The 5074-nt window shown below is 74.7% G+C and carries 5 protein-coding genes; 3 read left to right on the top strand and 2 right to left on the bottom strand.

The features are described 5' to 3' along the window. The first annotated feature begins 267 nt into the window (after positions 1-267). Positions 268-816: a carboxymuconolactone decarboxylase family protein gene (locus DKL51_RS01140; RefSeq protein ID WP_109947254.1), complete on the top strand. Its 549-nt coding sequence runs from the start codon at positions 268-270 to the stop codon at positions 814-816. A gap of 7 nt (positions 817-823) precedes the next feature. On the opposite strand, the gene DKL51_RS01135 is transcribed toward DKL51_RS01140, so the two are convergent. Next, positions 824-1909 carry a DUF3866 family protein gene (locus tag DKL51_RS01135; protein ID WP_109947246.1) on the bottom strand — a complete coding sequence of 362 codons (1086 nt, stop codon included), beginning with the start codon at positions 1907-1909 and terminating at the stop codon, positions 824-826. A gap of 43 nt (positions 1910-1952) precedes the next feature. After that, positions 1953-2960 (bottom strand): cation diffusion facilitator family transporter, encoded by a 1008-nt coding sequence (locus DKL51_RS01130; protein WP_109947247.1) that lies wholly within the window; start codon positions 2958-2960, stop codon positions 1953-1955. A 150-nt stretch (positions 2961-3110) separates the two neighbouring features. Between DKL51_RS01130 and DKL51_RS01125 the strand changes: the two genes are divergently transcribed. Both DKL51_RS01125 and DKL51_RS01120 read left to right on the top strand, forming a co-directional pair. Further along, complete coding sequence (locus tag DKL51_RS01125; RefSeq protein WP_109947248.1) at positions 3111-4109, top strand: helix-turn-helix transcriptional regulator; 999 nt, start codon at positions 3111-3113, stop codon at positions 4107-4109. Further along, positions 4106-5074, top strand: a 969-nt coding sequence (locus DKL51_RS01120) for a helix-turn-helix transcriptional regulator (protein ID WP_148097696.1), incomplete at its 3' end; no start/stop codon positions are given. The genes DKL51_RS01125 and DKL51_RS01120, both read left to right, overlap by 4 nt.

Genomic DNA, 5074 nt, shown 5'->3' with positions numbered 1-5074 from the left:
TGCGTTGGTCGGCAGCTTCAAATGTTTATAAGAGACAGTGGGGGTGGAGTGCGGGGGGGGGCGGTGCGGCCGGTCCGGGATCCTGCACAGCATGGCGACGGTCGAGGGCCGGCCGCGTCTTCCGACGTGCGCACCCGACCGACGGTCACCCACCGGTCAGGGCCGATGCCTGGTCGGCCGGCGAGCAGAGCAATCTCGAAGGTGCGCGCCGGCCACCGAAGCTGCGAGGTTCGGCGCCAACGGCACGCGCGGTCAGGGGAGGGCGTCATCGCACACATCGACCTCGGTCTCGACGAGCAGGCGCACCCGGGCATCAACGGGCCGATGCGCTTCCGGCCGGAGACCGCGAAGCCGCTGAACGACCTGGCGGAGACGCTGCTGCGCGCCCCCCATCCGAGCCTGACGCCGGGGGAGCGGGAGCTGATCGCCGCCTACGTCTCCGGCCTGAACGAGTGCGGTTTCTGTTGCGCGTCGCACTCCGCCTTCGCGGCCGCCCAGCTGCCCCGGGGCATGCCGCTGGTGGACCAGGTCCGTGCCGACCCGGCGACCGCCCCGGTGAGTGGCAAGCTGCGGGCCCTGCTGCGGATCGCGGCGGCGGTGCAGCGCAGCGGCCGCGCCGTGACCCGCGAGATGGTCGACGCGGCCCGCGCCGAGGGCGCCACCGATCTGGAGATCCACGACACGGTGCTGATCGCCGCAGCGTTCTGCATGTACAACCGCTACGTCGACGGGCTGGGCACCTGGGCTCCCGAAGACCCGGAGGCCTACGACCGGGCCGCCGCCCACATCGTCAGTAACGGGTACACCGCGAGCTGACCCCCGGTCAGCCCCGCAGGTGGACCGCGTGCCGGCCGGCCGCCGCCGCGGCCAGGAAGTAGCCGTGGTCCGCGTCGAGCCCCCGACCCATTGTCGACAGCGGCACCACGCTCGCCCGCAGCGCGGCGTCCAACCCGTCGCTCGGTACCCGGACGATCCGGTGCCGCTGCGCCAGCGGGGCCAGCGCCGCGTCGACCTCGTCGGCGAGGGCCGGGTCGAGGCCGTCGGGCACCACCAGGTCCGCGGCGGCGAGCGCCACCCGGCCGTACGCGGTGAGGCTGTGGTGCGAGACGCCGCGGTGCCGGGGGCGGGGGTCGGCGGCGGAGATCCGCAGCGAGCCGACCGGCCGACCGCCCAGGGTGGCGACCGCGTTGACCGCCTCGCCGACGGCCACCCCGGAAAAGCCCCACCGGGTGCCGGTGCCCAGGTTGCCCGGCCCCTGGGCGACGATCGCGACGTCGGCGCGCAGCACGTGCCGGGCGGCGAGCAGCCCGCTGTGCAGGGTGCTGGCCTCCAGGTCGCCGCCGAAGGCCTGACCGACGCTGACCGTGCCGACGAGCCGGTCGGCCAGCCCGGCGAGGGTGCGGGAAAACCAGGCGGGCAGGGCTCCGCCGTCGGTGAGCAGGTACGCCACCTGGGCGTCCGGGGCGTCGGCGTGGATGCCGGCGAGGACGGCCGGCAGCGCGGAGTGCAGGTCGGCGGTGACCACCGGCATCCCGTCCAGGCTCTCCGCGGCGGCGAGCACCTCGTGGTGCGGGGACGCCTCCTCGTCCACCCCGAGCAGGATGGGCTGCAGCGGGGTGTAGCGGGCCTTGACCAGGTGCCCGGCGTCCCGGGTGTCGGCGGCCTGCGGCGGGTCCGGCGGCAGCCGGTCCGGCAGGGCCACCACCAGGGCGTACCCGCCGGTGCCGAGACCCATCAGCAGCGCGCCGGCGTTCAGCAGCACCCGGTCCCCGGGCTCCGGGTCGCCGACCAGCGCCGGGTAGGCCAGGGCACGCATCGGGGTCCCGTCGGGGAGGACGACGTCCAGTTCGGCCGCGCCGGCCCACCGCCGCCGTACCGCCGTGACCGTGCCGGACCGCCATCGCACCATGTCGGGCACGCTATCCGCGCCCGCCCGGCCGGCCGCGTCCGGGTCAGGACTGGCCGGTGGCGCCCTGGTCGACCGGCCGCCCCTGCTCGTCCTGGGTCCGTCGGGCCCGCGTGCCGATGGCACCCGGCAGCGACCGGGTCGGGTCGAGGAAGACGTACGCGATCTCCGGGTACCGCTCGGTCAGCCGGCGCTCGGCCTCGTCCGCGGCGGCCTCGATGTCGGCGCCGGTGGCGTCGTCGTGGAAGTCGACCTTGGCGGCGATCAGGATGTCCGTCGGGCCGAGCTGCATGGTCATCAGGGTGTCGATCCGGGCCACCGTCTCCAGGCAGGCCAGCTCGCGTTCGATCTCGTGGTGCAGGCGCTCCGGCACCGCCCGGCCGACCAGCAGCGAGATGTTGCTCTTGGCCAGGATGCCGGCGACCACCAGCAGCAGGATGCCGATGAGGATCGAGGCGATGCCGTCGTAGAGCTCGTCCCCGGTGAGGTGCGACAGGCCCAGCCCGGCACCGGCCAGCAGCAGACCGATCAGGGCGGCGCTGTCCTCGAGGAAGACGGCCTTGACGGTGGTGTCGGCGGTGAACCGCAGGAACCGGTGCGGGGTGGTCCGCCAGCGTCGGGACTCCGTACGGACCTGGCGCAGCGCCCGGGCCAGGGAGATCGACTCGATCACGAAGGAGATCGCCAGGACGATGTACGACGCCAGGTAGTTCCCGGTGTGCTCGTGCACCAGGATGGTGGTCACACCGTGGGTGATGGCGAAGCCGGCGCCGGCCACGAAGGTGAACAGCGCGGCGAGGAACGCCCAGACGTAGCTCTCCTTGCCGTAGCCGAACGGGTGCCGGGTGTCCGCCGGGCGGGCCGCCCTCCGCAGCGCCAGGTAGAGCAGCACCTCGGTGGTGGTGTCGGCGACCGAGTGCGCGGCCTCGGAGAGCATCGCCGCGGAGCCGGAGATCAGCCCGGCGACCAGCTTGGCGATCGCGATGGCGAGGTTCGCCGCGCCGGCGATGACCACCGTGCCGACGCTCTCCCGCTTGATTTCGGCTTCCGACATGGGGTCACCCTATGGCCGGTACGGACCGGTCGCCCGGCGAGTGAGGGCGCGACGCCCGGGTGTGGCGTGGATCGCCCACGAGCCGACGTCACAGCACGCCGCGCCCGCGTGGGTGCACGCCCACGCGGCGCGGGCTGCTAGCGTTCACACGTGTCGCGGAACCGGACCGAACGCCTGGTCAACCTGGTGATCTGCCTGCTGTCCACGCGACGGTTCCTGACCGCCGCGCAGATCGCCGCGACGGTGCCCGGTTACGAGCACGATCCGAACGACGCCAAGGACCACGAGGCGTTCCAGCGCAAGTTCGAACGGGACAAGGCCGAGCTGCGGGAACTCGGGGTGCCGCTGGAGACCGGCACCGCCAGCGTCTTCGACGCCGAGCCGGGCTATCGGATCGCCCCCCGCGAGTACGCGCTGCCCGACATCCCCCTCGAACCGGACGAGGCCGCTGCCGTGGGCATCGCGGCGCGGCTCTGGCAGCACGCCGGCCTGGCCGCGGCCGCCTCCTCCGGCCTGGCGAAGCTGCGGGCCGCCGGCGTCGACGTGGACCCGCAGGCCACCCTGGGCCTGGAGCCGATGGTCACGGTCGATCCGGCGTTCGCACCGCTCACCGCCGCCGCCCGGGACCGGCGGGAGGTCAACTTCGACTACCGGGTGCCCGACCGGGACGCCCCGAGCCGCCGCCGGCTGCAGCCGTGGGGCGTGGTCTGCTGGCGTGGTCGGTGGTACGTGGTCGGCCACGACCTGGACCGGGAGGCGACCCGCTGCTTCCGGCTGTCCCGGGTGGTCGGCGCCGTGCGGGTGACCGGTCAGCCGGGGGCGTACGAGCCACCCGCCCGGGTGGATCTGATCAGCCACGTCGCCCGCTGGTCCGGGCCGGTCGAGCGGACCGGGCGGGCCACCGTGCTGGTCGCCCCGGGCCGGGCCGCGGGGCTGCGCCGCTGGGCGGTGAGCAGCACCGCCGGGCCCGACGGTGACCGGCTGGTCCTGCCGTACGCCGACTCGGACTACCTGGCCGGCCAGCTCGTCGGGTACGGCCCGGACGTGCGGGTGCTGGAGCCGCCGGAGGTACGTGAGGCGGTCATCCAGCGGCTCAAGGAGATCGCGGCCCGGCACGACGAGCTGGCGGTCGCCGGAGGTGCCCGGTGACCCGGCCCGCACCTCGGGCCGGCCGCGCCTCGGCGGACCGGCTGGCCCGGCTGCTCAACCTGGTGCCCTACCTGCTGGCCCGCCCCGGCATCGAGATCGCCGAGGCGGCGAGCGACCTCGGGGTGACGGAGAAGCAGCTGCGCGAGGACCTGGAGCTGCTCTGGGTGTGCGGGCTGCCCGGGTACGGCCCGGGTGACCTGATCGACATGGCCTTCGACGGCGACCGGGTGACCATCACCTACGACGCCGGGATCGACCGGCCGCTGCGGCTCACCCCGGACGAGGCCCTGGCCCTGGTGGTGGCGCTGCGGATGCTCGCGGAGACGCCCGGGGTGGCCAACCGGGAGGCCGTCGAGCGGGCCCTCGCGAAGATCGAGAGCGCGGCCGGTGACCTGGCGGGCGCGCCGGTGGAGGTCCGGCTGCCCGGGGACCCCCAGCGGGCACAGCAGCTGCGGGCGGCGGTCGAGCGCGGCCGGGCGCTCCGGATCACCTACTACACCGCCGCCCGGGACGAGACCACCGAGCGGACCATCGACCCGCTGCGGATGCTGATGGTCGGCGGCCGGGCGTACGTCGAGGCGTGGTGCCGCCGGGCGGAGGGGATGCGGCTGTTCCGGGCGGACCGGATCGACGCGGTCACCGAGCTGGACGAGCCGGCGGTCGTGCCGCCGCAGGCCCGCCCGCACGACCTCAGCGACGGGGTGTTCCGCCCGTCCCCGGACCTCCCGCTGATCACCCTGCGGATCGGTCGGGGCGAGCGGTGGATCACCGAGTACTACCCGTGTGAGCGGGTGGAGGCCGGCGACGGGGACGAGTGGCTGGTGTCGCTGCGGGTCACCGACCTGGGCTGGGCGCGCCGGTTCGTGCTCGGGCTGGGGCCGGACGTGACCGTGGTCGCCCCGGCGGAGCTGGCCGAGCAGGTCCGCGCCCAGGCGGTCGCCGCGCTCGAGGCGTACGCGACGCCC

Origin of the sequence: Micromonospora globispora, assembly GCF_003857015.1 — a bacterium.
GTDB classification, from domain to species: domain Bacteria; phylum Actinomycetota; class Actinomycetes; order Mycobacteriales; family Micromonosporaceae; genus Micromonospora; species Micromonospora globispora.
This window is presented reverse-complemented; position numbering and strand designations above follow the sequence as displayed.

Excerpts from the sequence above, each read along its gene's own strand:
- DKL51_RS01130 (WP_109947247.1), bottom strand. The coding sequence starts at position 2,960 with ATGTCGGAAGCCGAAATCAAGCGGGAGAGCGTCGGCACGGTGGTCATC.
- DKL51_RS01135 (WP_109947246.1), bottom strand. The coding sequence starts at position 1,909 with ATGGTGCGATGGCGGTCCGGCACGGTCACGGCGGTACGGCGGCGGTGG.